Origin of the sequence: Mycobacterium sp. BK086, assembly GCA_004362315.1 — a bacterium.
Classification (GTDB): domain Bacteria; phylum Actinomycetota; class Actinomycetes; order Mycobacteriales; family Mycobacteriaceae; genus Mycobacterium.
Genome location: SNWL01000009.1, coordinates 174,817 through 197,980, shown reverse-complemented (window position 1 = coordinate 197,980; position 23,164 = coordinate 174,817). Strand labels below are relative to the sequence as shown.

The window sequence follows — 23,164 nt, the reverse complement described above, 5'->3', positions numbered from 1 at the left end:
CCCTATCGTCGGTGATAATGGGATTCTCGCTTTTCGTAAGCGGTATGTGTAATTATTGAACTATGACGTGCGATAGTTTAAGAGCATCACTCTCGCAGTGCCGTCTGTCAAGGCACTTCGGGGTGACACGCACCCGAATTCGCACCTCAGTCACGGGGACGGTATGACGCAGACACAAGCCGAAAGCCCGGTCAGCGCTGCGCCGGGGTCACAGACCCTGGCCCGCGGTTTGCACGCGTTGCAGCTGGTCGCGGAGGCCAAAGGCGGGTTGACCATCCAGCAGGTCGCCGATCACATCGGGGTCCACCGGACCATTGCCTACCGGCTGCTGAGCACCCTGGCCTCCTACCGGCTGGTGGCCAAGGCAGAGGACGGGCGGTTCCGGGCGGCGGCGGGCCTGGCGGCGTTGGGCGCGTCGTTCGACAACAACGTCCGCGAGCTGTCGCTGCCGACCCTGCGCGGGCTGGCCGACGAGCTCGGAACCACGGTGTCGCTGCTGGTCGCCGAGGGTGACCAGCAGGTCGCGATCGCCGTCATCGTGCCCACCCGGGTGTCGTATCAGCTGTCGTTCCACGAGGGCAGCCGCTATCCGCTCGACCGGGGCGCCGCCGGCATCGCGCTGCTGGCCAGCATGTCGCCGCGCCCCGGCGAACGCCCGCTGGTGACCCGCGCCCGCGAGCAGGGCTGGATCATCACCTACGGCGAGGTCGAGCCCAACACCTACGGTCTCGCGGTTCCGGTTCACCGTCCGCCCACCTCGCCGCACACCTGCATCAACCTGATCTCGCACCGTGAGGACGTCGTGCTGCACGGCCGGGAAGCGGCCATCACGGCAGCCCAACGCCTTTCGGCAGTGCTGAGTTAAGCACCCCGCTGAACTGGGCAAATGGCCTCACGAACGCTTGACACCGCACGAGCGACGTCATTAGCGTGACAACAACGAACACCTGCGTTCGATAAATGCACACGCCAATATCCGTGCGTGGCAACACAAGTGAGGAGCCCGCGATGGCGCACACCTGGGACTCCGAAGCCGATGTCGTGGTGCTCGGCACCGGCGCGGCCGGGCTGACAGCCGCACTGGTGGCCAGCGTCGAGGGCGCGTCGGTGGCGGTGTTCGAGAAGGCGCCGACGGTCGGCGGCACCACCGCGGTATCGGGTGGCATCGCATGGATACCCGCGCACAAGCGGGCCGCCAGCGGCGAACTGGCCGTCGAGGACGCGCTGAAATACCTTGAGGCCCAATCGCTGGGCGTGATGGACCACGACCTGGTCGAGACGTTCGTGCGCACCGGGCCGGAAATGCTGGACTACATCGAAGCCCACAGCGCGCTGCAGTTCGAGGTTGCCGAGGGCTTCCCCGACTACAAGCCCGAACTGCCGGGCGGACAGCCCGGCGGCGGACGCTCGCTGAACGCCAAGCCGTTCGATCGAGCGACCGTCGGCGAATGGGCCTCTCGTATCACGTCATTCCCGATCGACTTCAGCAACGTCGGTATCGACGCCGAGACGCGGGCCCGCATCCACGCCTCCGTCGACGATATGGATGGCGACTACTGCGTCGCCGGTACCGCGTTGATCGCCGGCCTGCTCAAGGGCCTGCTCGATCTCGGCGTCACTCCGGTGACCGAGGCCCGCGCGGTCGAACTGATCGGTTCCGCGGCCGGTATCACCGGAGTACGGATCGCCTTGGGCGACAAGGAGATCCTGGTGAAAGCCAACAAGGCGGTCATCCTGGGCACCGGCGGATTCGAATGGGATGAGCGCCTGGTGGAGGCCTACCTGCGCGGGCCGTTACGAGGCCCGGTGTCACCGCCGAACAACACCGGCGACGGCCTGCGCATGGCCATGGCGCACGGCGCCGACCTGGCGAATATGGGTGAGGCATGGTGGGTGCCGGTCATCCAGATCCCCGGCGACACATTGGGCGGCCGGCCACGCAGCCGCAGCGTGCGGCTGGAGCGCACCCGGCCGCGCAGCATCATCGTGAACCGGGCCGGAAAGCGTTTCCTCAACGAAGCCGGCGAGTACAACTCGATGTCCGGGCCGTTCCACCAACTCGACCCCCGCTCGGGTTACGTCAATGACCCTGCGTGGATCGTGTTCGACGACCAGCACCTCAAGCGGTACGGATTTCTCGGGGTCGAGCCGGGTGGTGAGGCACCCGAGTGGTTCAACAAGTCGGCGACATTGGCCGACCTGGAAGCCAAGACCGGGATCGACGCGGACGGACTCGCCGCCACACTGGCCGCCTGGAACACCGGCGTCGCCGCCGAGGTAGACCCCGAATTCGGCAGGGGGGCAAGCGCATACGACGGCTACTGGGGCGACAATTCAGCGGCCACACCAGCCCTGCAGACCCTCGGCCCGCTGGACACTCCCCCGTACTACGCAGTCCCGGTCGGCATCGGCGCGATGGGCACCAAGGGTGGCCCGCGGACCGACCGCGACGGGCGCGTGTTGCACGTCAGCGGACAGCCGATCCCCGGACTGTTCGCCGCAGGCAACGCGATGGCCGGGGTGACCGGGCGCGCCTACGGTGGCGCCGGCGGAACCCTGGGCCCCGCAATGGTGTTCGGCTACCGCGCGGGGCTCGCCGCTGCACGTTGAGTGAGCATTGACGCCGACATTTCGGCGGAAATTGCGTCCTCAGCGCTCACTCAACGCTCTGCAATGCCCTTGCGCACCAAGTACTTCTGCACCTTGCCGCTGGCGGTGCGCGGGTAGTCGTCGACCTCGTGCAGTTCCTCGGGCCATTTCTGCCGCGCCGCCCCGCACTCCTGGAAATGCGCGCGCACCTCGTCGAGGCTCGGCATGCTGTGCCCGTCTTTGATGCGCAGCACCGCGGCGGTGTGCTCACCCAGGCGGGCATCCGGCGCAGACACCACCACCGCTTCGGCCACCGCGGGCATCGTGAGCAACAGCTCCTCCACCTCGAGCGCACTGATGTTCTCGCCACCGCGGATGATGACGTCCGCCTTGCGGTCGGTGATGGTCAGGTAGCCGTCCTCGTCGAAGACGCCGATATCTCCGGTGTGGTACCACCCGTCGTCGTCGAAAGCCTTCTTGGTCAGCTCGTCGTCGGTGTAGCCCAGGCACAGATCCGGTCCGCGGGAAAGGATTTCGCCGTCCTCGGTCAGCCGCACCTCGACACCGGGCCGGGCGTCGCCGTCGGTGAGCAGCCGCTTGTCCTCGGCGGCATCCGGGCGCGACCCGGTGATCGACGGGTGCTCGGTGCTGCCATAGGACCGGAAGACGTGCACTCCCCGATCGGCCAGCCGGCGAGTTACCGCGTTCGGCACGGTCGAGCCGCCGAGCCCGACATGCTTGATCCGCTCCATGTGGGACTCGGTGAACTTGGGATGGTCGAGCAGGCTGGTGACGAAGTACGGTGGGCCGCCGCCGATCGACATGCCTTCGGACTCCATCAATTCCAGCACCCGACCCGGATCCCAGACGTCGGTCAGGTCGATCGGTGCGCCTTCGAGCACCGGGATCAAGAACGCGCCGACCATGCCGATGAAATGACCGACCGGCGTGGCGGTGATCTGCCTGCCGCGATCGGGCGCGTAGTTCTCCAGCAGCTGACGGGTTTCGAAGCCCAGCGTCTGGTGGCTGTGGATCACGCCCTTCGGGTCGCGGGTGGTCCCGGAGGTGAAGGCGATCAACGCCGGGCTGGCCGGGTCGGTGTGCAGCTCGCCTTCCATGGGCTCATCGGCCAGCAGGTCGTCGAAGTCTTGCCCGACCAGTCCGACGATCGGAATGTCGGCGCACAGATCCGGCTGGAACGTCATGTGACCGAAGTTCTCCGTGGTGATGAAGACCTTGGGCCGCGCGGTCCCGATGATGTGGGTCAGCTCTTTGCGGCCGTAGAAGTGCACGATCGGGACGACGACGGCACCCAGGAACGACGACGCCCAGAACGTCACCGCGGCCTCGACCCAGTTGGGCAATTGAAACGCGATGACGTCGCCCGGCCCGACCCCGCGCGCCTGTAGCCCGGCGGCCAGCCGGCGTGCGGCGAGCTCCACGTCGCGGAAGGTACCGCTGAACGGGCGCACCGCGGAATGCACCCAGAACCCCGTATCGGGGCTGGCGGCCAGTCCACGGGCGAGAAGCTCACCGAGGGTATCGGGCGTCCACCAGCCCTCATCGATGTAGCGTTTGCTCAGCTCAACCGGGATATTGCGCAAACCACCCTCACTTCCGCTCCGCCTGGCGATGCTATTCTCCACCGACGAGAATGCCAATACCGAAATTGGAGAACGAACAATGGTCGACCTTGAGTGGAGCGACGGACTCGTGGTCCTCACGATCGACCGGCCCCATGCCCGTAACGCGATCGCGCTGTCGACCATGGGTGAGCTCGAGGAGGCCCTCGACGCCGCGGCCGGGGCGCAGGCCATGGTCATCCGCGGCGGTGGCGACCGGGCGTTCGTCTCCGGCGGCGACCTCAAGGAGCTTGCCGCGTTGCGCACCACCGAGGAGGCCGCCGCGATGGCGTCGCGGATGCGCGCCATCTGTGACCGGATCGCGGGCTTCCCCGCCCCCGTGATCGCCGCACTCAACGGACATGCTCTCGGCGGCGGAGCCGAAGTCGCCGTCGCCGCCGATATCCGGGTGGCCGCCGACGATGTGAAGATCGGGTTCAACCAGGTGTCGCTGGAGATCATGCCGGCTTGGGGCGGCGCCGAGCGACTGGCCGCGCTGGTCGGCAAGAGCAAGGCCCTGCTGCTCGCGGGATCGGGCACAGTGCTCACCGCCGGCGAGGCCGAACGGTGGGGGCTGATCGACCGGGTGGTCCCCCGCGCGTCGTTCGACGACGAATGGCGCACGCTGGCACGGTCGTTGGCCAACCGCCCGGCTGGTCCGATCAAGAAAGTGATCGCCGGCGTCACACCCGCCGAGGCCATCGACGCGTTCGCCGAGCTCTGGGTTTCCGACGAGCACTGGGCCGCCGCCGATCGGGTGATGAACCGCGGCAAGTAACCGCGTCACAACGGAAACCTGCCGCGCACCCCGTTAAACCGTTCCCAGAGCTGGGCAGTGCGCTCAGAGCTGTTGACCCGCTTGGTATCCGCTGGCAGCGCACCATCGAGCTGTGCCCGCGCCACCAGCCGGGCGCTCAGCACGGCGGGCTGCCCTTCGAGCATGTGGCGATAGGTGAGGTTGCCGCGCTCGAAGCCCTGGGTGTCCAGCCAGTTGTACACGCCCGGGTCGTCGTGGGCGAGAACCAGCCGGATCTTGCCGTCACCGTCGACCGACGTGCGACTCGGCGTGTAGCTCACCGGGCGATACAGGAAGTCCATGCTGGTGAAGAACGCCCCCATATTCGTGACCATCCACAGGCCCTCGTGGGCGTCGAATTCGACGATGAGCGCGTCGTCGGGCCCCAGCTCCCAGTACATGTTCGCCGCTGTCCGGCCGCGCTTGCTGTCCGCATCGCTGGCTTCCATCGCCGGAAACCGATTCGGGTGCTCGCCGTCGACACCGCCGTAGGTGAAGGGGAATTCGGGCCAGCTGGTCATCACCCCCGTGACGAAGTCGCCGGCCCACCCACACGCGTCGACCATCTGCGCGACGCTCGGCATCGGCTTGGGTGAGTCCATGTCGATCCGTTCGATGAGCAGCCGGCCGGGTCGCTCGTCCCAGTGGTCGAAGCCCTGGCGGATGAACAGCTTTCGCGACTCGGCGGTGGTCGGTAACCAGTTCGGCCCGCGCTGCGCTCCCCCGATGTACAGCTCGAAGGTGCCGTCGGATTCGATGTGGAGTTGATGGCCGAACAGGTTGGCCTGCGGCATGTCGCCGAACGGCTCGTGCAGGACGTGCGGCCCGCTCGGCCGGGCACCCTGCACGGTGAGGTTGAAAAACCTGGCGGTTCCCCGTGTTCCGGTGATCCGGTAGGTCGACTCCCCGTCGATCCACGCCTGCTGATAGGTGAAGTCCGCACAATCCCCGCCCAGCTTGCGGGTGGGGTTGCAGAACGCATGGATACTGGGATAGCGCGGATCGCGGGTCTCCAGCGCGAGATCGAAGGCTTGGCCCAGATTCTGGGTCAGAAAGCGGAACGCATCGGTGCGCTGGACGTCAGACGTCGCGTTCAGATCCTTGAACGCATGGGTACAAGCGGCTTTCAACCGATCGCAGAACTCGTTCCACGCGGCCGCCAGCGCCGCGTCGTTCGCACCATCACCGAATGCCACCGGACTCCTCCACATCTGCGCCGCCGAGCCGATCGAGCATCGCGCCGACCACCTCGCACCCCCGACGGGCGGCGGCCAATCTGCCCTCCGCGTCGATACGCGGCCCGAGCAGCTCCAGGTCGAATCCGAACTCGTAGCCGTCGGTCAATGCCTGCGCCACAATGGTTTCGATCGGAATCACACCGTCGCCGGGCACCGCCCGGGCCGGCAATGCGCGGTCACCCAGCACATAGTCGCTCAGCTGAATGAGCCGTGTCCGCGGAAGCGCCGATCTCAGCTGCCCGCCGAGGTCCGCCTCAGCCCAACAGTGAAACAGATCGATACAGATGTCGAGTCCCGCGGTCTCCGCGAGGGTGATGGTGTCGCGCAGACTGTGCGCCATGTGGATGTCTGCGTACAGACTGGACGCGTTCTCGATGGCCAGGCTGACGCCGGCTTGCGCGGCCTCGCGCACACATGGTTCAATCGCGTCGCTGAATCGTTCGGCTGCCTGCTCCCAGCCGAATTCGCCGCGGCCGCCGGTCAGCAGGTAGATACAGGTGGCCCCGGCGGCGGCCGCAGCATCGATCAGACGGGACAGCGCGGCGCGGGCGGCGGCTACCGAAGACTCGTCGGCGGGCACCCGGCCGGCCCCGAACACGTGGCAGATCGCTTGAATCAAATATTCGCCGCCATCGAGCAGGTGCCGGAACTCGGGCTCGAGGAATTGGGTATCGATGACGCTGAGGCGCCGCACGCCGAGCGTTGTCCAGATACGTTGCAACTCGGCCGGTCTCGCCCCGAGGAACGTGACGTCGTGGACCGATACCCGCTCGTGCACCGTCAGCCCCGCTTCTCGATCACCACGCCGAAACGTTCTCGGAACGGCGCGAATTCGGCGTGCAGATCGTCGAGGCTCTCGCCGATATCGGTCAGCAACGAGGTGGAGTATGCGAACTTGCCGTAACGATCGCCGCGGTTGTTGGCCAAGTAGTCCCGCATCGCGGCTTCGGCGTCGGCGGTCAGTGTGCGCCCGCAGAAGGTGTAGTAGCCCCGCACCGTCTCGATCGGGTCGGCGACGAAGTCGGTGTACGGGATGTGCATGATCCGCGGATCGTCCACCATCGGGTGACTCATCGTGTTGGTGATGCCGGCCCTGGTCAGCTCGAGATGCATCTTCGCGGCCGCCTGCAGGTCGATCGGCCCGACGATGCCGTCGAGGATGTCGGCCATCATCATCGTGCGCGACGCCGCGACTTGGACCGGATCGCGATGCAACCACAGCAGATTCGCATCGGGATAGGTGTCGAAAAAGGCGTCCAGCCGAAAACCGTGGAATCCCTTCAACACCCAGTACTTCGGCTCCCGGCGATACTGGAACTGCTGCAGCATCGCCTTGTGGAGGCGGTACTGCGCCGCGGGATCCGTCGGCAGGCCACCGACCACTGTCTGCATCGGCACCCGCCACCACGCGGTGGGCGTCATCACCCGAAAGTCGAAGGCCCAGGTGCGTTCGTCTTCGGGAAGGCCGTCGCCGAGCATGTCGTTGTAGGGGTGGCTGTGCAGCCATTTGGGCATCTTGGCGTTGATCTCGCGCCAGTCCGCGTCGGCTCTGTCGCGGCGGGGATCGTCGGGTCCTGCCAGCCCGGGTGGCGGCGAGGGGTACATCACCTCCCAGAACCGCAGCGCCCGCCCGTGTGGATCCACCGACATCAGCGCGTGCATGAGCGTGGTCCCCGAACGGGGCTCACCCGTGACGAACATCGGCCGATCGATCACCTCGTCGGCAATCGGGAAGCGGGTCCGGTCGGCAAGGAGTTCCAATCGCGAGGTCAGCAGCCAGTGGCACACGCGCTCCGCTTCGGCAATCCCGTTGGCGTCCAGGCCGATACCGTTCAGATGATCGACGGCCGCAGCGAACCGCTCCGGCAGGGTCGGGTCACCGAAGTCGTCGCACCCCGTCTCGGCTCGCGCCCTGGCCAGCAGCCCTGCGGCATCCAGTCCCTCGGTCATGCCCCTTCTCCACACAACGTCAGCAATTCGTCTTCCGTCCTGCGCACATTGGCCGCCGACTCGGCACCGAACTCCAAACCGGCCATCGTGCTGTAGTCCAGGATCTTGGGAACCCGAAGCCCGGCATCGACATAGGACTTGATGATCCGCGCGACCTCGGTGGGGGTGCCATGCGGGACCACCGCCAGGATCGCCTCGGGATCGACACGGCCGAGGAAGTCAAGGATGCGATCCCGGGTCATGGTCACAGGATCGATGTCGTGAAACCCACCCCAGTCCTCCCCCATCGGGTGGTCGAAACCGAAGCCGCGCAGCACCTCGGCCGACACTTGCAGCAGGAAGCTCGCCACCAGGGGCGCGCGCACGATCCGCTCGATCGCAGCGTCATCCGCGCCGATCAGGCACACCTGTACGAAGCACGGCGTGATCACAGAAGGATCGCGGTCGGCACGCTCGGCCGACTTGCGTACCACGCCAAGCATTTCCGCATAGTGCTCGGGCGTCCAGGCGCCGGCCGGCCACCACCCGTCGGCGTAGCGCCCGACGATGTCGAGCATCCGTGGTCCGCTGGCGCCGATCCAGATCGGGGGGACGCGTCCCTCGTAGGGCTCGGTGTCCAACCGCGCGCGCTCGAGGCGATAGAACCGGCCGTCGAAATCCACCGGTCCCGGGCTATCCCAGAGCAGCCGAATGACTTTCAGCGCCTCCTCGAATCGGCTCACCGGTGTGGCGAAGTCGAACCCATACGGCACGATGTTCTCGTTTTCACCGCTGCCCAGGCCCAGAATGAATCGCCCGCGCGACAGATGATCGATGGTCAGCGCACTCTGCGCGAGCAGGGCCGGGTGGCGGCGAACGGTGTCCACGACGCTGGTCGCCAACGGTACGTTCGACGTCAGCACGGCCGCGGCCGCGGCGACCGCCATCCCGTCGAGATGGCGGTGCGGTGACGGCGAAACCGTTGCCAGATCGGTGAATTCCGGTGTCCACAGGGCATCCGGCCAAAAGCTCACCATGTGGTCGGGCAACCACACCGAGTGGTACCGGCCGCTGTCCAGGCCGGTCAGAGAAGACAGATCCAGCGGAAGCGTGGTGCGCAGGAACGCGGCAGGCTTGACGTCCATCAGGCGAACGGTTCCTCGCCTTCCAATTTGGTGCGGTGCAGCAGCCTGCCGGCCTGCGGATCATACGGCGTTGCGCGGTGCATGGTGCCGGTGTTGTCCCAGATGACCAGGTCGCCCACCGACCACGTGTGCCGGTAGACGAACTCGGGTCGAGTGGCCCAATCCCGCAAGCGGACAAGGAGTTCGGTGCTCTTTCGGAAATCCATGTCCACCACGTGGTGCGCGGTACAACCCAGCACCAGCGACTTGCGCCCGGAGCGGTGATTCCACACCAGCGGCAGTTCGCGATCACCGATCGCCATCATCGTCCGCAGGGTCTTGAAGCTCGGCTCGGGCTCGTAGTAGAACAGCGTGTTCCACGCGGAGTGCATCACCCGCAGCGATTCCAGTGCCTGCTTGTCCGCGTCGTCGAGCGCGTCGTAGGCCGCGTAGGTGTTCGCGAACTCGGTGTCCCCGCTGCCGTCCGGACATACGACCTTGCTGGACAGGAGCGAGGCCCGAATCGGCACTTCGTTCATGGTTCCGTCGATGTGCCAGTACAGCGAGCCCTTGAGGTAATCGGCCAGCTGGTTGATGTTTGTGTCCAGGGTGACGGAGTAGACCTCCTCACCGGTGCGCTCGGCGGCGAATGTGCCCAGCGTCCTGGTGAATTCGACCTGCTCAGAATCGGTGAATCCGATTTGGGGGAACACCAGCACGCCGCGCCGTTCCAGCAGGTCACGCAGCGCTTCGGCGTGCACGCCGGCCAGCAGCTCGTCCTTGGTCGCGAGGACCTCCGAGGCGATATGGGGTGCGAGGTCGGTGACCGGGAGCGTCATTGCCACGCCGTAACCATACCCCGGCGTAAAGTTTTTCGGAACTAGCGGGCGAGCACTCCGTGCAGGAAGAGATCGACCGCGTGCAGCAACCGGCGCCGCGCCTCCTTGCGGGTGCGATAGAGGCCGAAATCGGCCAGTCGGGCGGGCAAGACCTCGACCATGGCCAGGAAGTGCTCGGCCGTCAGCTCGATATCCTCGACCTCGATGGTGCCCGCCTCGGCGTGGCGCCGAAGGAGGTCCATCACCTGCTGCTGGCGGCTTGCCCAGCCGAGTGACTCAGCGCTGAGCTTGAATTCGGGAAACCGGTGCGCCTCGTTGCGGGCGATCTTGTGCAGCTGGACGATGTCGGGGTTCAGCGCGTGCCGCAGCGCGCCCTCGCCGACGGCCACCAGAGCGCTGCGCAAGTCCTCATCGTCGGCCGCGTCCGGCGTATCGACCTGCACGGCGCGGCTGAAGGCCCAGGGAATGACGTCAAGAAACACCGCGCGCTTGTCGGGATAGCGCGCATACAGCGTGGGTTTGGTGATTCCGGCGGCCTCGGCGATCGCCACCATCGTCGTCGCGTCGTAGCCGTTCTCCAGGAAAGTCTTGACCGCCGCTTCTCGCAGGCGTTGGTGAAGGGCCGCGGCCTCGGCCTGCGTGGGCCGACCGCCCCGCCGCTCCGGAGACGATGCCTTTGCCATTCGGATGAGTTTAATCGGGTTGCTCAGTGTCCCAAAGGAGGCCGTTCGCTAGCCTGTTGCGATGACCGACGCGGATGACTGGGCAGATGTCGAAGCGATCAAGCAACTGAAAGCCCGATACTGCCGCCTGCTGGACACCAAGGACTGGGCGGGCTGGCGGGGCGTTTTCACCGACGACTTCGTCAGTGACACCACGCCGTCGGGCGGGGTCGTCATCACCGGCGCCGACAACATGATCGCATTCATCAAGAAGACCCTCGGCAAGCCGTCACAGCCCACGGTCCATCAGGTCCACGCGCCGGAGATCCACCTGACGTCGCCGACCACCGCGACCGGCATCTGGGCGCTCAACGACATCGTGCGGCTGGCCCCCGGAGTCAACCTGCAGGGTTACGGCCACTACCACGAGACCTATGAGAAGACCGACGGTCAGTGGCGGATCAAGACGTCCACCCTGACCCGGCTGCGTGAAGACGTCTTCAATCCCCTTTTCTCCCTGAGAATTTCACCACGCCTGCGGGACTCCGCGGCGCGGCTGGCACGAAAGCGAGGCATGGTTTGATGTCACACACCGTTCTGGTCACCGGAGCATTCGGCCAAGTCGGTTCACGCTGCGCCGAGATCCTGTTGCAGCGCGGGCATACCGTGATCGCGACCGACCTCGAGACGCCGGCATCCGCGGCGCTTGCGGACCGGCTCGCCAACGCGGGCCACCCCGGGACTTTCGTGCCGGTCTACGCCAACCTGACCGACGCCGACGCGGTAAACCGTCTGGTCGCCGAGCATCCACCCACTGCGATCGTGCATCTGGCCGCGATGCTCGCGCCTGCGTCGTACCACAATCCCACGTTGGCCCGCCGGGTCAACGTGGGTGGTACGACTGCCCTGGTCAAGGCTGCCGCCGCTCTGCCGACACCGCCGGCGCTGCTGTACGCATCCAGTGCGTCCGTCTACGGCTCACGCAATCCGTATCGCCACCCCGAACTGATCACCCCGCAGACGCCGGTGAATCCGATCGATCAATACGGCGAGGACAAAGTGCTCGCCGAAAAGGTGATCACCGACAGCGGACTGCCCTACGCGATGTTCCGACTGGCCGGAGTGATCTCCCCCGACGCGGCGGGCTCGATGAACAGTGACTACCTGGTCTTGATGCGGGCGACCCCCGGGGACAACCGGTTGCACACCGTCGACGCCCGAGATGTCGCGTTGGCCTTCGCCAACGGGGTCGAGCGGACCAAGGCGATCGCCGGCAAGGTGCTGCTGATCGGCGGCGACGAGTCCCACGTGCACACGCATCGCGACGTGGAAGACGACATGATGTCGGCAATGGGACTGGGCCGACTCGGCCCGACGGCCAGCTTGCCGGGCGATCCCGACGACGACCGGGGCTGGAGCTTCACCGGCTGGTATGACACGACGGAATCACAAGCGCTGCTTGACTTTCAAGAGCATCCCTGGCCCGAGACGGTGGCCTGGGTGGCCGGAGCGCAGAACGGTGCGTTGAAGACGGTGCTCGGACTGGCTGGCCCGGTGATCAGGCCGGTCATGCGACTCGTGTTGGCCGCGCAGCGGCGCCAGGAAGGCCGGGGACGCTACGCCGACCCGTGGACCTTCATCGAGGGCAAGTACGGTCCGGACGTCCTGGCCGGGGCCGCCGACCGCCGGCCTTAGCACTGCGCCGACTGTCGGGCCTGTGCCTGCGAAATCGCCAAATTGCTTGCATAACCCCCACACTCGCGGCAACATCACCTCTCGGCAGCTGCGGAAGGAGCCGACATGACTGGACGGTGTGCGGGCAAGGTGGCATTGGTGACCGGCAGCAGCCGCGGCCTCGGCAAGGCGATCGCGCAGCGGCTCGCCGGCGAGGGAGCCACGGTGGTGCTGACCGCCCGCACGGCCGAACCCGATCCGAAGTACGACGGCTCACTGGTCCAGACGCAGGAAGAGATCGCCGGAGCGGGCGGCACCGCGGTGGCCATCGCCGCCGACCTGTCCAGCCCCGAGGATCGGGAACGGTTGTTCGCCGAGGCGGTGGCGCAGGTCGGCTCCCCCGACATCGTCGTCAACAATGCCGCGGTGACGTTTCTGCGTCCGCTGGACGGCTTTCCCGACAAGCGGGTGCGGCTGATGTTGGAGATGCACGTAGTGGCGCCGCTGCATCTGACACAGCTCGCCATTCCCGCCATGCGCGAACGCGGGCGCGGATGGGTACTCAACCTGACCTCGGTCGGGGGGGACCTGCCACCAGGCCCGCCGTTCTCCGAGTTCGACAGCACCGCCGGCTTCGGGATCTACGGCACGGTCAAGGCGGCGATGAACCGGATGACGAAAAGCCTTGCCGCCGAACTGTATGCCGACGGCATCGCGGTGAACGCCGCCGCACCGACCAACCCGGTCGCCACCCCCGGCGCCGGCACCCTGGACCTGGCGAAGACCGATACCGAGGACATCGAGCTGATCACCAGGACCGCACTCGAGTTGTGTACGGGCGACCCGGCGACGCTGACCGGACGGATCGCGCACACGCAGACGTTCCTGCGGGAGATCGGCGCGCTGAGCTGACCGCCGAACTCCTCGACGAGCTGTCCCGCCGGCTTGCGCCCCGGGATGTCTCGGAACTGCGTCCGCTGGCCGGCGGCGCCTCCAGTCTCACGTTCGCCGGCGAACTCGGCGACCGCCGCGTCGTGGTGAAAGTGGCCCCGCCCGGGTTGCCACCCGTCGCGCATCGCGATGTCCTTCGGCAAGCCAGGATTGTTCGCGCACTGTCGGACAGCCCGGTCCCCGTACCAGCGATCCTCCTCGACGACCCTGGCGAACCGCCCGGCGTCCCACCGCTGTTCGTGATGTCGTTCTCCGAGGGGGTTTCCGTCGAGCCGTTGTTCGACGCCGACGAGGCCGGGCCGGCGGCAATCGTGGCCGACCGCTTCCGGCATGCCGCACGAACCATGGCCGCGCTGCACACGCTGTCCCCCGCCGAGCTCGGGCTCGCCGACGAACCGGTCGTCGCTCCGGTAGCCGAGGTCGACAAGTGGTGTCGCACCTTGGCCACCGTCGACCCGGACCTGGCGCCGGGCTGGCGCGAGGTCGCCGACACCCTGCGCGAATCCACCCCGCCCGCAATGCCTCCGGCGATCGTGCACGGCGACTTCCGGCTGGGCAACCTGCTGGCCGACGACCGGGGTATCACCGCGGTCATCGACTGGGAGATCTGGTCAATCGGTGACCCGCGCGTCGACGCCGGTTGGTTCCTGATCAACTCCGACCCGGACACCTACGATCGGACCACTCCCTACCGCGGGACGACACCACCGGTCACCGAGCTGATCACCCAGTACCAAAAGACGTTGGCGTGCGAGGTATCTCACCTGGAGTGGTTCCAGGCGCTCGCCTGCTTCAAGTCCACGGCCACCTGGTCGCTGATCGTCAAACACAATCGACGCCGGGCGACACCCGACCCAGGTCTGGAGGCGATGGCCCTGCGACTGCCGGCGCTGCTGACGCAGGCACGGGGCTATCTGAGCTAGCGCGGAATCCCGGCCAATTTGTCGGCGAACTTCTCCTCCGCCGCCTGCCGTAACCGCAAGAGGTGTTCGGAGGGAAAGAGATCCGGTGCCGGTTCACGGTTCTTGAGCAACAGTCGCGCCAGGGTGACCTTGTGGACCTCGGTGGGGCCGTCGGCCAGACCCAGCACGAACGATTCGGTCAGGTACTGCACGAACGGCATTTCGTGGCTGGTGCCCAGCGAGCCGTGGATCTGCAGGGCACGCGCCGACACATCGTGCAGCACCTTCTGCATCATCGCTTTCACCGCCGAGATGTCGGCCCGCACCGCGGCGTAATCGTTGTGCTGGTCGATCTTCCATGCCGTCTGCAGGGTCAGCAGGCGGAATGCCTCGATCTCCATCCACGAGTCGGCGATCATCTCCTGCACCAGCTGCTTGTCGGCGAGAACGCTGCCCTGGGTATACCGCGACACCGCCCGCTCGCAGATCATGTCGAAGATTCGCCGCACCAAACCGACGGTGCGCATCGCGTGGTGGATGCGGCCGCCGCCGAGGCGGGTCTGCGCCACCACGAACGCACCGCCGCGCGGGCCGAGCATGTGATCGGCTGGCACGCGGACGTTTTCGTAGCGAACGTAGCCTTCTCGCCCGCCGCCGACCGGTTGGTAGCCGAGGCCGACATCGCGCAGAACATTGATACCTGGCGTCTCGCCGGGCAGCACGAACATCGAATACCGGTTGTACGGCGGAGCATCCGGATCCGTCATCGCCATCACGATGATGAACGACGCCTTGGAGGCGAACGACGAGTACCACTTCTCGCCATTGATGACCCAGTGGTCGCCGTCCTGCACCGCAGTGGTTTCGAAGATCTTGGGGTCGGCGCCGCCCTGCGGCTCGGTCATCGAGAAGCAGGAGATGATCCGGTTGTCCAGCAGCGGTTCGAGGTAACGAGCCTTGAGCTCCGGCGTGCCGTAGTGGGCCAGGATCTCACTGTTGCCCGAATCCGGTGCCTGCGAACCGAACACGATCGGCGCGCATTCTGACCGGCCGAGGATCTCGTTGAGCAGCGCCAGCTTCATCTGGCCGTAGCCCGGGCCGCCGAGGTGCGGACCCAGATGGGTCGCCCACAGCCCGCGTTCCTTGACGATCTGCTGTAGCGGCGGAATCAGCGCCTGACGCACCGGGTCGTCGAGGTCATGGGATTCTTTGACGATGTAGTCGATCGGCTCGCACTCCGAGCGCACGAAGTCCTCGACCCACTTCAGCTGATCCGCCCATTCCGGGTCGGTGGAGAAATCCCACGACATCTGTTTCGTCCCTTCGGCTCAAGACCAGGTCGATCGACGGGTTGCCGCATCATCGGTCGCGTGGCTGAGAACCTGGTTGCGATTCTCCAGCTCCAGCGCCGGCCCGAGGCCCGCGGCGGCGATGTTGACCTGCAGCGCCCGTTTTGTCAGCTGAACGCCGAGAGGCGCCAATTCCGCTACGCGTGAGGCGATTTCGACTGCCTGATGCACGAGTTGATCGGGTTCGACCAACTGGCTCACCAATCCCCGCCGGTCGGCCTCTTCGGCCGAGACGGTGCGGCCGGTGAGCATCCAGTCGGCGGCGACCCCGGCCCCCACGATGCGGGGCAGGTGATAGCTCATACCCATTTCCGCGCCGGACAGTCCGAGCAGAATTGCGGCGTTGCCGAATGTGGCTGCGGTGGAGGCGATCCGGATATCGGCGGCAAGGCTCAACGCCAGACCCGCGCCCACGCAGGGTCCGTTGATCGCCGCGACGACCGGCTGCGGCAGATCCGCGAGCGCCCGCACCAGAGCCGCCATCGCCTCTTGGAAGCGCAGCCGATCGATCGCCGGAGCGGTGGCCTCCAGCATGCCGGGGCCGAAGTTGCGGATGTCGATACCCGCACAGAATCCACGCCCGGCGCCGGTGAGCACCACCGAGAGCACATCCGTGTCGTTCGCCACTGTTGCCAGCGTGTCGGCGATCTCGTCGCGCATCACTTCGTTGATCGCGTTGAGCTTCGTGGGGCGGTTGAGCCGGATCAATCGAACACCCGGGGCGGGTGTCTCGATCTCGAGGGTCTCGGGCATCAGAGTCGCTCGATGATCGTCGCGGTGCCCATGCCGCCGCCGGTGCACATGGTGACAAGACCCGTGGTCAGGTCGCGGCGCTCCAGCTCGTCGAGCACGGTGCCGATCAGCATGGCGCCGGTCGCGCCGATCGGATGGCCCAGCGCGATGGCTCCGCCGTTGACGTTGACCTTCGCCGGATCCAGGTCCAGATCGCGAATCGTCTTGAGCGGCACCGCCGCAAAGGCCTCGTTGATCTCCCACAGATCGATGTCATCGATTGTCATGCCCGCCTTGTCCAGACAACGCTGCGCGGCCGGGCCGGGGGCGGTGAGCATGATGATCGGTTCACTGCCGATCGCGGCGGCCGCGCGGACACGGGCACGCGGCACCGCCCCGTGCGCCGTGGCCCATTCGCCCGAAGCGACGACCACCACCGCCGCACCGTCGACGACGCCCGAGGAGTTACCCGCGTGGTGGACGTGGTCGATGCGCTCGACCTCGGGGTAGCGCCTGCGACAGATCTCGTCAAAGGTGAGGTTCTCACCGTCCAGGCTGGCCGCGCCCATGCGCTCAAAGGCGGGCGGCAGGCCCGCGAGCTTCTCCAAAGTCGTTCCCGCCCGGGGATGTTCATCGCGGTCCGCGACAATCGCGCCATCGCTGTCCCGCACAGCGATGATCGACCGGTCGAAATGGCCTGCCGCGATCGCCGCTGCCGCACGCTCCTGACTCGACACGGCGAAGGCGTCGACGTCCGTGCGGCTGAAGCCTTCGAGGGAGGCGATCAGATCGGCCGAAATACCCTGTGGCACCGTCGGATAGAGCTTCCGAAATTCCGGATTGGCGCCGTCGATCGTCGGTGCGCCGACGGTGACATTCCAGCGGGACATCGATTCCACGCCACCTGCCACCACCAGGTCCTGTTGCCCGCCGGCGATCCCGGCGGCCGCGACCGTGACGGCCTGCTGTCCCGATCCACAGAACCGGTTCAGCGTCATGCCGGGGACGGTTTGCGGCCACCCGGCCAGCAGTAGCGACAGCCTGGCGATGTCATCGCCGTGCTCACCGGCCAGAATCCCGTTGCCGGCAATGACGTCGTCGACGTCGGCGGGGGCGAAACCCACGCGGTCGGCCGCCGCTGAGAGGCACTGCGCCAACAGGTTCTGCGGGTGCACGCCATGCAGTGCGCCACCGGCACGGCCGCGTCCGCGAGGGGTGCGCACCGCGTCGAGGATGAGCGCGTCTCTGATGTCCAGCCCCCTTCATTGGAACGCTGCCTTCCGATAAGTGAGAATAATGTTCTCACCGCGCCTGTCAATGAAGGGCCCCTGGGTGGGACAAACGCCGCCCATGACGAGCCCGCCATGCCAAACTGAGCCATGAGGTTCGTCCAGGTGGGGTCGGCAATGGCCCTGGCAGCCATCTGTGTGGCGGGTTCGTCGGCTCCGGCCGGCGCCGACGAGGGTGTCGTCATGCACCAGGTCACCTACAGCGTGTTCGCCGAACAGCCATTCCGCGCGGCCGACATCTACTACCGGGATACCGAGCCGGTGAACTGGTCGGACTACAGCCACGACCCATACGTGTTCAGCCCCAAGGTCGAGGCCGATGTCGGCCCGACCCAGAAGTGGGTGCTGAATGTGCAGCTCGCCAACCCTGACGAATGGGCGATGGTGGCGGCAACCAGCGGGCTATCGAGAACCCCGCCGAATTTTCACTGCGTGCTGGCCGTCGATGGCGTCGTCGTCGCGGAGAACTCCGGCCCCAAGGGCGCGCTCTGCTCGCTGCGCCACTGGTGAGCTGACGCGTCCGCCGACTGCAGCGGACCCTCCATCACCGTCAGGTACTTCTCGACCAGTTCGAGGGTTTCGGCATGCCCTGAGGTGACCCCCAAAGCCTCGCCCAGCATGACCACCGTCGACAGGCCCGTGAGCAGAATCGACCACACCACCGGCGGCACCTCGGCAGGCAACACCCCGTAGCGGTCCAGGGCGGTGACGAACACTTCGCGCTGTTGCTCGCGGAAGCGCTCGGCGTAGCGGGACATCTCCGCGCGAAGGGCCTTACGGTGATTGGCCAGTGCGGCCATCTCCATCGTCAGCCTGCCGGCCTCGGGATTGATGCCGAACCGCCACAGCGCCCACAACGGCTGCGGCGACGCCAGCGCATACTCGAGCGCTGCCATGCCCTGGTCGGCGTAGCGCCGGAAGACCTCGAGAAACAGGTCGTCCATCGTGCGGAAGTAGTAGTGCACCAACTGCGGCTTGAGGCCCGCCTTCTCAGCCACCCGGCGCGAGGTCACCGCCGCGTAGCCCTCCTCGATCAGCAGCTGTTCGGCGGCATCGAGCAGCACCATGCGGTTCTTCGCATCGGGCGCACCGATCCGCCGCGGCGATGCCATGTGCCACCTCGTTCCCGTTTGTGCGCCGATTGAACACGCCGATAGTACGTGGGCCGATGAGATCCAGCCTTGACCACGCACTTTACGCCATGCTAAGCAGGTGCACAGCAATCAGCCCGCTTGGAGGAAAAACCCGCTTATGACCGATTTCGCCACCGTTGACTTCCTCACCGATCAGTCGCTGGTTCCCAACCCGTATCCGTACTACGACTACCTGCGCGAGCAGAGCCCCACGTTGCGCCTGGAACCGCACGGTTTCGTGGCCGTCACCGGGTACGAAGAGGCGCTCGAGGTCTACAAGAACCCCGAGGATTTCTCGAACATCGTGGCCCTCGGCGGCCCTTTCCCTCCCCTGCCGTTCACCCCTGAGGGCGACGACCTCAACGCCCAGATCGACGCCCACCGGTCGTACTTCCCGATGAACGAGCACATGGTGACGATGGATCCGCCGGACCACACCAAGGCCCGCTCGCTGCTCAGCCGTCTGCTCACCCCCAAGCGGCTCAAGGAGAACGAGGACTTCATGTGGCGGCTGGCTGACCGCCAGCTCGACGAGTTCATCTCACTGGGCCGCAGCGAGTTCCTCGCCGAGTATGCAAAGCCGTTCTCGCTCTTGGTGATTGCCGATCTGCTCGGCGTCCCCGAAGAGGACCACAAGGAATTCCGCACGGTGCTCGGCGCCGATCGGCCAGAAGCGCAAGTCGGTTCACTCGATCACCAGTCAGTCGGCATCAACCCGCTGGAGTTCCTCGACGAGAAGTTCAGCAGCTACCTCGAGGACCGCCGTCGCGATCCCCGCGACGACGTGCTGACCGAGCTGGCGGCCGCCAAGTACGCCGACGGGTCGACCCCGGAGATCATCGACGTCGTCCGCACCGCCACGTTCCTGTTCGCCGCCGGCCAGGAGACCACCGCCAAGCTGTTGTCCGCCGCGATCAAGGCACTCGTCGAACAGCCCGGCCTGCAGCAGGCGCTGCGCGAGGACCGCAGCCTGATCCCGACGTTCGTCGAGGAGTCACTGCGGCTGGAAAGCCCGGTCAAGAGCGACTCGCGGCTGGCCCGCCGGACGTCGAAGGTCGGCGACATGGACATCAAGGCGGGCACCGTAGTGATGGTCCTGCCGGGCGCGGCCAACCGCGATCCGCGGCGATTCACCGATCCGCACGAGTTCCAGGTCCGGCGCCCCAATGTGCGCGAGCACATCGCGTTCGGCCGCGGTGCCCACTCCTGCCCCGGTGCACCGCTGGCGCGGGTCGAGGGTCGGGTGTCCCTGGAGCGCATGCTGGACCGGATGGGCGAGATCACCATCGACGAGGAATTCCACGGACCGGCCGATGACCGCCGGTACAACTACGAGCCGACCTACATCCTGCGGGGGCTCGCCGATATCCACGTGCAGTTCACCGGGCGCGGCTGACGCAAGCAAATAGCCCCAGGCCGCCATGCGGTCTGGGGCTATTTTTCGTCCTCCGGCTAGGCGTCGCCCTGAACCCAGCGGGTCGCCCCGCCGGTCGCGATGCACGTGAGGAACATGCCGTCGGGTGCCTGCGCGACGGAGTTCTCGTAACCGGTGCAGTCGTCATTGAAGTTCTTGACGCCCACCATCGGCGGCGAGCGGAAGTAGCGCGGCGCATACCGTCGCGGCGACCCGCAGAAGATCAGGCGGCCCCAGTTGTTCCGGGTGTCGACACCGAACACGTAGTACGTCGTGTTGTCGCACGGGGCACCGAGTTCGACGCCCGGCGTGATGCCGGGCGTACAGAACGCGTCATTGCACTCGTTGGCGTTGATCGGCGGCGGCGCAGGGTCCGCGGAGGCCGACGCCGGAAGCACCAGCGACGTCAGGATGGCAGCAATAACTGGCACGGTCGATCGCACCCGAATACTTTCGCATACTCGGTAAGCGAATTCTCCAGCTCAGAGAAGAAACTCCGAAGACAGCCCCGAACAGGGTGGAACTGCCACTGTGGAATGCTGGCCGGCAGTGCTAGCGTCGCTCTTCGCCATGCGACCGTGATGGACGAGGAGGTCCCATGCCGGGCAAAAGTGAATCCGAGGCGCCCGACGACGCCGTTTCCGCCGAAGCCGCGGAAGCAGCCGCCGCCGCGGCCGAGGCACGCGCCGAGGCCGCCCGCGCCCGGGCAAACGAATTGCGCCGCAAGCTGGAAGCCTCCCGCGACGAAACACCGGCAGCCGCAGAACCAGTGGCCGACAAAGCGATCATCGACGTGCCCGGCGACGCCCAATCCGACGTGGTCGAGGACACCGTGGAGCCCGTCATCGGTGTCGCACCCGCGCGGCGGCGCGGCCTGCACTGGGCGACCCTGGCGGCCAGCATCGTCGCCGTTCTGGTCATCGTTGCCCTGCTTGGCTTCACCGGCAACATGTGGTGGCAACACCGCAACGCCCAAGCGCAACAGCATCGCTCGGCCGAGTTCTCGGCGGCCGCGCGCCAGGGCGTGGTCAATCTGATGTCACTGGACTACACCCACGCCAAGGAAACCGTCCAACGCGTCATCGACGATTCGACGGGCAAATTCAAGGCGAATTTCGAAGACGGCTCAGGCGATTTGATCAAAGCGCTTACCGACGCCAAGATCATCACCAAAGTCACCGTCAATAACACCGCCGTCGAGTCGATGGACAAAGACACGGCAACCGTCCTGGTCGCGGCGACGTCGCAGCGCACCGGGCCGGATGCGCCCAAGGAAGATCAGCAGCCACGCGTGTGGCGAGTGGTGGTCAGCTTGGTGCGCGAGGGCGATCAGCTGAAGGTCTCGGATATCGAATTCGTCTGACGGCGGGCAGAACCTGCGAAACCCTTTCTCCGGAAAGCTCAGAGACGGTATTCTCCGATCACGAGAATGCCAATCTCGCAGCGTACTGCGCTTGGCCTGAAGGTGGAGGAAGCCGGTTTGAAGTCGCTCGTCATGACCACGGCACTGGTGGCATCCGCGGTGATGTTCGCCCCGCCCGCCACCGCCGAGATGTACCTGGGCAATTACGAGCTGATCATGCCCGACCGCAGGGACTTTCACACCTGGGTATGGTCGGCGGTTACACCGTGCAAACCCCCGAACTCCAACGACAACATCCCCGACTGCATTCACGTCCTCACCTTGCCGCGACCGATCGCCAAGGCCGTGCAGACCGACGTCGATGCCCATCTGGTCAACGGGCAGTACACGATGGCAATCGACGATCCATTCGGCCTGCGCTGCGGTGATATCTATTACGGCCCAACGATTCCCACCCACGACGTGTACACCTGGGATGCGAACACGCTCGCGGGATCGATGGTGTCGACGTTCGACACCGGATGCGACGGCGCCCCGGGTGGCGCTTTCACGTATCCGTTCAGCCTGGTCAGGATGTGACGATGCGACCCTCATTGACGATCTGCGCCACCCTCGCGATGCTCTGTACCGCAACGAGTCTCGCGTCGCCGGCGCTGGCCGATGATCCGCCCCCCGGCGACCCGCCTCCCCCGCCGGCGTTCAACGTGCGCTACACCGTCACCGCCGACAAACCGGTCAACGCCGAGATCTACTACCGCGACACCGATCCGCCCACGTTCTCCGATTACAGCCACGACCCGTTCGTGTTCAGCCCCAACGCCGAAGCGACTGTCGGACCGGACAAGCCGTGGGTTCTCGAAGCCACCCTCACCGATCCCATTCAGTGGGGCATGGTGCTCGTCCAGGCCCAGAGCGCACTGGGCGCGGTGCCCAAGGCCGCGGCAGGCTTCAACTGCACGATGGCGATCAACGGTGTTGTCGTCAAACAAGACAGCGGACCCAAGGGTGCGCTGTGCTCGTTGCGAAACTGGTAGCGGCTAAACCTTCTTCATGTAGATCGGCATCGAGATCACCGGCCACTGATTGCGCCCGCAGGAGCCGCTCGGGCCGATCACGCGGTTCTGGCCGGTGTATTCGTCCGAGTGCAGGTCATAGTGGCCGTCCGTACCGACCGGGTAGATCTTGTACTCCTGGAATCCCTCGATCGCCGCACCGTCAGCGCAAAACCGCCAGTTGGGAATCGTCCGCTTGACGTACCACAAGCTGTTCGTCGTGTAGATCGGAGCGGTCCACCCCGCATCGCTCGTCACGGTCCCGGTGCACTCGGACGGTGAAATGCACGAGGTCTGGATCGTCCAGATGTTGCGCTCGGACGGCTGGTTTTCGTAGCGCTCGTTGACCTTGGCCCAATCACCGTTCGACGAGATCTCGAACGTGCCGTTGATACCCCAATTCTCGTCCGCCGCAGCGGGTGCGGCGCCAGTGAGCCCGACGAGTGTGGCGGCTGCGCACACTGCCGTCAGTACCGGTAAGCCTCGGATCGGCATCGACATACCCC

At 66.2% G+C, this 23,164-nt stretch carries 25 protein-coding genes; 12 read left to right on the top strand and 13 right to left on the bottom strand.

Annotated features, from left to right (window positions below; translation table 11 throughout):
* Positions 1-163 precede the first annotated feature (163 nt).
* Together EV580_RS30215 and EV580_RS30210 are read left to right on the top strand one after the other, a co-directional pair.
* A complete protein-coding gene (locus EV580_RS30215; RefSeq protein ID WP_133696315.1) occupies positions 164-865 on the top strand; it encodes an IclR family transcriptional regulator in 702 nt (233 codons plus the stop codon).
* A gap of 143 nt (positions 866-1,008) precedes the next feature.
* A complete protein-coding gene (locus EV580_RS30210; RefSeq protein WP_133696313.1) occupies positions 1,009-2,610 on the top strand; it encodes an FAD-dependent oxidoreductase in 1,602 nt (533 codons plus the stop codon).
* Between the two features lie 50 nt (positions 2,611-2,660).
* Here the strand turns inward: EV580_RS30210 and EV580_RS30205 are convergent, their stop codons facing one another.
* On the bottom strand, positions 2,661-4,193 hold the full coding sequence (locus EV580_RS30205; protein WP_133696312.1) for an AMP-binding protein: 1,533 nt from the start codon (positions 4,191-4,193) through the stop codon (positions 2,661-2,663).
* 79 nt (positions 4,194-4,272) lie between these two features.
* Between EV580_RS30205 and EV580_RS30200 the strand changes: the two genes are divergently transcribed.
* Positions 4,273-4,989: an enoyl-CoA hydratase/isomerase family protein gene (locus EV580_RS30200; protein ID WP_133696310.1), complete on the top strand. Its 717-nt coding sequence runs from the start codon at positions 4,273-4,275 to the stop codon at positions 4,987-4,989.
* Positions 4,990-4,994: 5 nt separating this feature from the next.
* Here the strand turns inward: EV580_RS30200 and EV580_RS30195 are convergent, their stop codons facing one another.
* From EV580_RS30195 to EV580_RS30170, 6 genes are read right to left on the bottom strand one after another with little or no spacing between them, the layout of a single operon-like run.
* Positions 4,995-6,203 (bottom strand): DUF1214 domain-containing protein, encoded by a 1,209-nt coding sequence (locus EV580_RS30195; RefSeq protein ID WP_133696309.1) that lies wholly within the window; start codon positions 6,201-6,203, stop codon positions 4,995-4,997.
* Positions 6,190-7,023: a sugar phosphate isomerase/epimerase family protein gene (locus EV580_RS30190; protein WP_502703950.1), complete on the bottom strand. Its 834-nt coding sequence runs from the start codon at positions 7,021-7,023 to the stop codon at positions 6,190-6,192. Before EV580_RS30190 ends, EV580_RS30195 begins: the two co-directional genes overlap by 14 nt.
* Before the next feature lie 2 nt (positions 7,024-7,025).
* The gene (locus EV580_RS30185) at positions 7,026-8,195 is read right to left on the bottom strand and encodes a sulfotransferase family protein (RefSeq protein WP_133696307.1); all 1,170 of its coding nucleotides are present in this window, start codon (positions 8,193-8,195) and stop codon (positions 7,026-7,028) included.
* The gene (locus EV580_RS30180; protein WP_133696306.1) at positions 8,192-9,319 is read right to left on the bottom strand and encodes an LLM class flavin-dependent oxidoreductase; all 1,128 of its coding nucleotides are present in this window, start codon (positions 9,317-9,319) and stop codon (positions 8,192-8,194) included. Before EV580_RS30180 ends, EV580_RS30185 begins: the two co-directional genes overlap by 4 nt.
* A complete protein-coding gene (locus EV580_RS30175; RefSeq protein ID WP_133696816.1) occupies positions 9,319-10,137 on the bottom strand; it encodes a TauD/TfdA dioxygenase family protein in 819 nt (272 codons plus the stop codon). The genes EV580_RS30180 and EV580_RS30175 overlap by 1 nt, the downstream gene beginning before the upstream one ends.
* A 41-nt stretch (positions 10,138-10,178) precedes the next feature.
* Positions 10,179-10,820, bottom strand: coding sequence for a TetR/AcrR family transcriptional regulator (locus tag EV580_RS30170; protein WP_133696304.1), 642 nt, complete (start codon positions 10,818-10,820; stop codon positions 10,179-10,181).
* Positions 10,821-10,881: 61 nt separating this feature from the next.
* Between EV580_RS30170 and EV580_RS30165 the strand changes: the two genes are divergently transcribed.
* The 4 genes from EV580_RS30165 (at position 10,882) to EV580_RS30150 (ending at position 14,347) form a co-directional block, all read left to right on the top strand.
* Positions 10,882-11,382 (top strand): nuclear transport factor 2 family protein, encoded by a 501-nt coding sequence (locus EV580_RS30165; RefSeq protein ID WP_133696302.1) that lies wholly within the window; start codon positions 10,882-10,884, stop codon positions 11,380-11,382.
* Complete coding sequence (locus EV580_RS30160; protein WP_133696301.1) at positions 11,379-12,494, top strand: NAD-dependent epimerase/dehydratase family protein; 1,116 nt, start codon at positions 11,379-11,381, stop codon at positions 12,492-12,494. The genes EV580_RS30165 and EV580_RS30160 overlap by 4 nt, the downstream gene beginning before the upstream one ends.
* A gap of 105 nt (positions 12,495-12,599) precedes the next feature.
* Positions 12,600-13,385: an SDR family NAD(P)-dependent oxidoreductase gene (locus EV580_RS30155; protein WP_133696299.1), complete on the top strand. Its 786-nt coding sequence runs from the start codon at positions 12,600-12,602 to the stop codon at positions 13,383-13,385.
* Positions 13,382-14,347 carry a phosphotransferase family protein gene (locus tag EV580_RS30150; RefSeq protein WP_133696815.1) on the top strand — a complete coding sequence of 322 codons (966 nt, stop codon included), beginning with the start codon at positions 13,382-13,384 and terminating at the stop codon, positions 14,345-14,347. The genes EV580_RS30155 and EV580_RS30150 overlap by 4 nt, the downstream gene beginning before the upstream one ends.
* Here EV580_RS30150 and EV580_RS30145 read toward each other — a convergent pair.
* Genes EV580_RS30145 through EV580_RS30135 form a run of 3 tightly spaced genes read right to left on the bottom strand, consistent with a single transcriptional unit; the run spans position 14,344 to position 17,642 of the window.
* The gene (locus EV580_RS30145) at positions 14,344-15,636 is read right to left on the bottom strand and encodes an acyl-CoA dehydrogenase family protein (RefSeq protein ID WP_133696297.1); all 1,293 of its coding nucleotides are present in this window, start codon (positions 15,634-15,636) and stop codon (positions 14,344-14,346) included. The two genes, EV580_RS30150 and EV580_RS30145, sit on opposite strands and share 4 nt — an antisense overlap.
* Positions 15,637-15,654: 18 nt before the next feature.
* Entirely contained in the window at positions 15,655-16,428 is a 774-nt protein-coding gene (locus tag EV580_RS30140) for an enoyl-CoA hydratase/isomerase family protein (protein ID WP_133696296.1), read from the bottom strand.
* Positions 16,428-17,642, bottom strand: coding sequence for an acetyl-CoA C-acetyltransferase (locus EV580_RS30135; RefSeq protein WP_286171950.1), 1,215 nt, complete (start codon positions 17,640-17,642; stop codon positions 16,428-16,430). The genes EV580_RS30140 and EV580_RS30135 overlap by 1 nt, the downstream gene beginning before the upstream one ends.
* Positions 17,643-17,813: 171 nt before the next feature.
* Between EV580_RS30135 and EV580_RS30130 the strand changes: the two genes are divergently transcribed.
* Entirely contained in the window at positions 17,814-18,206 is a 393-nt protein-coding gene (locus EV580_RS30130) for an Rv2576c family protein (RefSeq protein ID WP_255497881.1), read from the top strand.
* On the opposite strand, the gene EV580_RS30125 is transcribed toward EV580_RS30130, so the two are convergent.
* A complete protein-coding gene (locus EV580_RS30125) occupies positions 18,122-18,808 on the bottom strand; it encodes a TetR/AcrR family transcriptional regulator (RefSeq protein ID WP_133696292.1) in 687 nt (228 codons plus the stop codon). The two genes, EV580_RS30130 and EV580_RS30125, sit on opposite strands and share 85 nt — an antisense overlap.
* Before the next feature lie 139 nt (positions 18,809-18,947).
* Between EV580_RS30125 and EV580_RS30120 the strand changes: the two genes are divergently transcribed.
* Positions 18,948-20,225, top strand: coding sequence for a cytochrome P450 (locus EV580_RS30120; protein ID WP_133696291.1), 1,278 nt, complete (start codon positions 18,948-18,950; stop codon positions 20,223-20,225).
* A gap of 56 nt (positions 20,226-20,281) precedes the next feature.
* Here EV580_RS30120 and EV580_RS30115 read toward each other — a convergent pair whose 3' ends face one another.
* Positions 20,282-20,686, bottom strand: coding sequence for a hypothetical protein (locus tag EV580_RS30115; protein WP_133696289.1), 405 nt, complete (start codon positions 20,684-20,686; stop codon positions 20,282-20,284).
* 155 nt (positions 20,687-20,841) lie between these two features.
* Between EV580_RS30115 and EV580_RS30110 the strand changes: the two genes are divergently transcribed.
* The 3 genes from EV580_RS30110 (at position 20,842) to EV580_RS30100 (ending at position 22,640) form a co-directional block, all read left to right on the top strand.
* Positions 20,842-21,606, top strand: coding sequence for an Rv1363c family protein (locus EV580_RS30110; RefSeq protein WP_133696287.1), 765 nt, complete (start codon positions 20,842-20,844; stop codon positions 21,604-21,606).
* Positions 21,607-21,672: 66 nt separating this feature from the next.
* Positions 21,673-22,185, top strand: a complete 513-nt coding sequence (locus tag EV580_RS30105; RefSeq protein WP_133696286.1) for a hypothetical protein — start codon at positions 21,673-21,675, stop codon at positions 22,183-22,185.
* Positions 22,186-22,187: 2 nt separating this feature from the next.
* Positions 22,188-22,640 carry an Rv2576c family protein gene (locus EV580_RS30100; protein ID WP_133696284.1) on the top strand — a complete coding sequence of 151 codons (453 nt, stop codon included), beginning with the start codon at positions 22,188-22,190 and terminating at the stop codon, positions 22,638-22,640.
* Between the two features lie 3 nt (positions 22,641-22,643).
* On the opposite strand, the gene EV580_RS30095 is transcribed toward EV580_RS30100, so the two are convergent.
* Positions 22,644-23,153: an Rv2253/PknI dimerization domain-containing protein gene (locus tag EV580_RS30095; protein WP_133696282.1), complete on the bottom strand. Its 510-nt coding sequence runs from the start codon at positions 23,151-23,153 to the stop codon at positions 22,644-22,646.
* Between the last annotated feature and the right edge of the window lie 11 nt (positions 23,154-23,164).